Annotated in this window: 4 protein-coding genes; all 4 read left to right on the top strand. The window is 61.7% G+C overall.

The annotated features are described in order from the left end of the window. Positions 1 to 94: 94 nt before the first annotated feature. The 4 genes from ACE04F_RS27945 to ACE04F_RS27930 all read left to right on the top strand — a co-directional run bounded on the left by ACE04F_RS27945 (position 95) and on the right by ACE04F_RS27930 (position 4,350). Positions 95 to 1,561: a purine-cytosine permease family protein gene (locus ACE04F_RS27945; protein ID WP_486110819.1), complete on the top strand. Its 1,467-nt coding sequence runs from the start codon at positions 95 to 97 to the stop codon at positions 1,559 to 1,561. A gap of 70 nt (positions 1,562 to 1,631) precedes the next feature. Further along, positions 1,632 to 2,600 carry an ABC transporter substrate-binding protein gene (locus ACE04F_RS27940; RefSeq protein ID WP_486110817.1) on the top strand — a complete coding sequence of 323 codons (969 nt, stop codon included), beginning with the start codon at positions 1,632 to 1,634 and terminating at the stop codon, positions 2,598 to 2,600. A gap of 71 nt (positions 2,601 to 2,671) precedes the next feature. Further along, positions 2,672 to 3,523: an ABC transporter permease gene (locus ACE04F_RS27935; RefSeq protein ID WP_109752006.1), complete on the top strand. Its 852-nt coding sequence runs from the start codon at positions 2,672 to 2,674 to the stop codon at positions 3,521 to 3,523. Then, the gene (locus ACE04F_RS27930) at positions 3,520 to 4,350 is read left to right on the top strand and encodes a quaternary amine ABC transporter ATP-binding protein (protein WP_305497396.1); all 831 of its coding nucleotides are present in this window, start codon (positions 3,520 to 3,522) and stop codon (positions 4,348 to 4,350) included. Before ACE04F_RS27935 ends, ACE04F_RS27930 begins: the two co-directional genes overlap by 4 nt. The last annotated feature ends 37 nt before the right edge of the window (positions 4,351 to 4,387 follow it).

Raw genomic sequence — 4,387 nt, 5'->3', positions numbered from 1 at the left:
GGCATGTGTTGAATGACACACCGCTTTTGCGAGCAGGCTCGCTCCCACACATAAAAGCAGCGCCCGAACCAGAACAATCCACAGAGGTTGAACCATGGCTGTCACCAGCACACGCGATAGCAGCAAGCCGTTGATCGAGAAACGTTCGATCGACTACATCCCGGAAGGGGAGCGACACGGTCGGTTGTTGAGCCAGTTCACCCTCTGGATGGGGGCCAACCTGCAAATCACGGCAATTGTCACCGGCGCGTTGGCGGTGGTGCTTGGCGGTGATGTGTTCTGGTCGTTGATCGGTCTGCTGATCGGCCAGGTGCTCGGCGGTGGCGTCATGGCCTTGCATGCCGCGCAAGGGCCCAAGCTGGGCCTGCCGCAGATGATCTCCAGCCGGGTGCAGTTCGGTGTGTATGGCGCGGCCATCCCGATCGTGCTGGTGTGCCTGATGTACCTGGGTTTCACCGCCACGGGAACCGTGCTTTCGGGCCAGGCGCTGGGCCAGTTGTTTGGTGTCAGCGACAGTCTCGGCATTCTCATTTTCGCCAGTGTCATCGTGCTGGTGACGGTGCTCGGTTACCGGGTGATCCACTTTATTGGCCGGGTCGCCAGCGTCATTGGTGTGATTGCCTTTGTCTACCTGTTCGCTCGCCTGATCAGCCAGACGGACGTTGGCGCGCTCCTGCAAATTCGCCATTTCAGCTGGAGCAGTTTCCTGCTGGCGGTGTCGCTCGCGGCCTCCTGGCAGATCGCCTTCGGCCCCTACGTGGCTGACTACTCGCGGTACCTGCCGAGCAAGACGTCCTCGGTGAAAACCTTTTTCGCCGCCGGCGCGGGTTCCGTCATCGGCGCGCAGGTAGCGATGATCCTCGGCGTGTTTGCCGCTGCTTCGGCCAATGGGCAGTTCGCCGGTCACGAAGTGGCCTACATCGTAGGCCTGGGTGGTACCGGCGCCACCGCTGCGCTGCTGTACTTCAGCATCGCCTTCGGCAAGGTCACCATCTCCACGCTGAACTCCTACGGCAGCTTCATGTGCATCGCGACGATCATCAGCGGTTTCCGCGGGCACCTGAACGTAACGCGGTTGCAGCGTCTGGTCTTCGTGCTGGTCATCGTCGGCGCCGCAACCCTGATCGCGCTGCTCGGCCAGCACTCGTTCCTCGGCGCGTTCAAATCTTTCATCCTGTTCTTGCTCGCGTTCTTCACGCCGTGGAGCGCGATCAACCTGGTGGACTACTACTGCATTACGCGCGAGCGGTATGACGTGCCGGCACTGAACGACCCGAACGGTCGCTACGGTCGTTGGAACGCCCTGGGCATCAGCGTCTATGTCTTCGGTGTACTGGTTCAGTTGCCGTTCATCGCCACTAAGTTCTATACCGGCCCGTTGGTGAAAGCCATGGGTGGTGTGGATATCTCGTGGATCATCGGTCTGGTGGTCCCGGCGGCGCTGTATTACCTCATCGCCAGAAAGTGGCACAGCGCGGTACCCGATCAATTGATCCTGCCGGTCGAGCAGGACGCGGTTGACGCACAACCGAGCAGGGCGGGCCGCATCCAAGCGGTCTGATGGGACGTTGACAGGGCTGGATGCCTCTTGACTGCCGTAAGCCAATCCAACTGATTAGGAGCGTCACATAATGAAGTCGAACAAGACCCTGCTGACCACATTGCTGTCCATGGGCCTGCTGGCCAGCGCCGGCGCCACGCAAGCGGCCGGCTGGTGCGAGTCGGGTAAACCGGTGAAGTTCGCCGGCCTGAACTGGGAAAGCGGCATGCTGCTGACCGACGTGATGCAAGTGGTGCTGGAAAAAGGCTACGGCTGCAAGACCGACAGCCTGCCAGGCAACTCCATCACCATGGAGAACGCCCTGAGCAGCAACGACATCCAGGTGTTCGCCGAAGAGTGGGTCGGCCGCAGCGAGGTGTGGAACAAGGCCGAGAAGGCCGGCAAGGTGGTCGGCGTCGGTGCACCGGTGGTCGGCGCGATCGAAGGCTGGTACGTGCCGCGCTACGTGATCGAAGGCGATGCCAAGCGCAAGCTCGAAGCCAAGGCCCCAGGCCTGAAGAATATTGCCGACCTGGGCCAGTACGCCGCCGTGTTCAAGGATCAGGAGGAGCCATCCAAGGGCCGCTTCTACAACTGCCCGGCCGGTTGGACCTGCGAGCTGGACAACAGCGAAATGCTGAAAAGCTATGGCCTGGAAAAAACCTATACCAATTTCCGTCCAGGCACCGGCCCGGCGCTGGATGCGGCAGTGCTGTCGAGCTACAAGCGTGGCGAGCCGATCCTGTTCTACTACTGGTCGCCAACGCCGCTGATGGGCCAGGTCGACCTGGTGAAGCTCGAAGAGAAACCGGGCGTGGATAAAAGCGTGAGCATCAAGGTCGGCCTGTCCAAGACCTTCCACGACGAGGCTCCGGAACTGGTGGCGGTGCTGGAAAAGGTCAACCTGCCGATCGACATCCTGAACCAGAACCTCGGGCGCATGGCCAAAGAGCGGATCGAGTCGCCGAAACTGGCGAAGATCTTCCTGAAGGAACATCCTGAAGTCTGGCATGCCTGGGTCAGCGAAGACGCTGCCAGGAAAATCGACGCGGCTCTGTAGGTCGAATATTTCCCGGCCAACCGTGGGGCTGGTCGGGACGTTCACCGCATCCACCTGATCGAGAGTCTCTTATGTTTCCCGAAAGCTTTACCTTCTCCATCGCCGACTGGGTCAACGGTTGGGTCGACTCCCTGGTGACCAACTATGGCGATGTGTTCCGGCACATCTCCGACACGTTGCTGTGGGCCATCGTCAACCTTGAAGGTCTGCTGCGCATGGCCCCCTGGTGGCTGATGCTGGCGATCGTCGGCGGCGTTGCCTGGCATGCCACCCGCAAGGTGGTGGCGACGGCGGTGATCGTCGGCCTGTTGTTCCTGGTGGGCGCGGTGGGCCTGTGGGACAAACTGATGCAGACCCTCGCGCTGATGCTGGTAGCGACGCTGATTTCGGTGCTGATCGGGATTCCGCTGGGCATTCTCTCGGCGCGCAGCAATCGCCTGCGTTCGGTGCTGATGCCCCTGCTGGACATCATGCAGACCATGCCAAGCTTCGTGTACCTGATTCCGGTGTTGATGCTGTTCGGCCTGGGCAAGGTCCCGGCGATCTTCGCCACGGTGATCTACGCCGCGCCGCCCTTGATCCGCCTGACCGACCTGGGCATCCGCCAGGTTGACGGCGAAGTCATGGAAGCCATCAACGCCTTTGGCGCCAACCGCTGGCAGCAGCTGTTCGGCGTGCAACTGCCCCTGGCCCTGCCGAGCATCATGGCCGGAATCAACCAGACCACCATGATGGCCCTGTCGATGGTGGTCATCGCCTCGATGATCGGCGCCCGTGGCCTGGGTGAAGACGTGCTGGTCGGCATCCAGACCCTTAACGTCGGGCGCGGCCTTGAAGCCGGGCTCGCCATCGTGATTCTCGCCGTGGTCATCGACCGCATTACCCAGGCCTATGGTCGTCCTCGGCATGAGGTGAGCAAATGAGCAACGCAGCCGTCAGCAAGATCGAAGTCAGGAACGTCTTCAAGATTTTCGGCAACCGGTCCAAGGAGGCCCTGGAGCTGATCCGCCAGAACCGGACCAAGGACCAGGTGCTGGCCGAAACCGGCTGCGTGGTCGGCGTGAACGACCTGTCGCTGAGCATCGGCACCGGTGAGATTTTCGTGATCATGGGCCTGTCCGGTTCCGGCAAGTCCACTTTGGTGCGCCACTTCAACCGGTTGATCGACCCTACCAGCGGCGCGATCCTGGTGGACGGCGAAGACATCCTGCAACTGGACATGGATGCCCTGCGTGAATTTCGCCGACGCAAGATCAGCATGGTGTTCCAGAGCTTTGGCCTGCTGCCCCACAAGAGCGTGCTGGACAACGTCGCCTACGGCTTGAAAGTGCGCGGCGAAAGCAAGCAGGTCTGCGCCGAGCGGGCGTTGCACTGGATCAGCACCGTGGGCCTGAAGGGCTACGAGAACAAATACCCGCACCAGCTCTCCGGCGGCATGCGCCAGCGCGTCGGCCTGGCCCGGGCGTTGGCGGCGGATACCGACATCATCCTGATGGACGAGGCGTTCAGCGCCCTCGATCCGCTGATCCGCGCGGAAATGCAGGATCAGTTGCTGGAACTGCAAAAGACCCTGCACAAGACCATCGTCTTCATCACCCATGACCTCGACGAGGCCGTACGCATCGGCAACCGCATCGCGATTCTCAAGGACGGCAAGCTGATCCAGGTCGGCACGCCGCGGGAGATCCTGCACTCGCCGGCGGACGAGTATGTCGATCGGTTTGTGCAGCGCAGGGCGGCGGTGGTGTAAGGCTGTGGTGGCTGGCGCGCTTTTGTGGGGGGGGGGG

The sequence above is a fragment of the Pseudomonas sp. AGC41 genome (genome assembly GCF_057334555.1).
The sequence above is the reverse complement of the archived record's forward strand: the minus strand, read 5'-3'. Positions and strand labels throughout refer to the sequence as shown.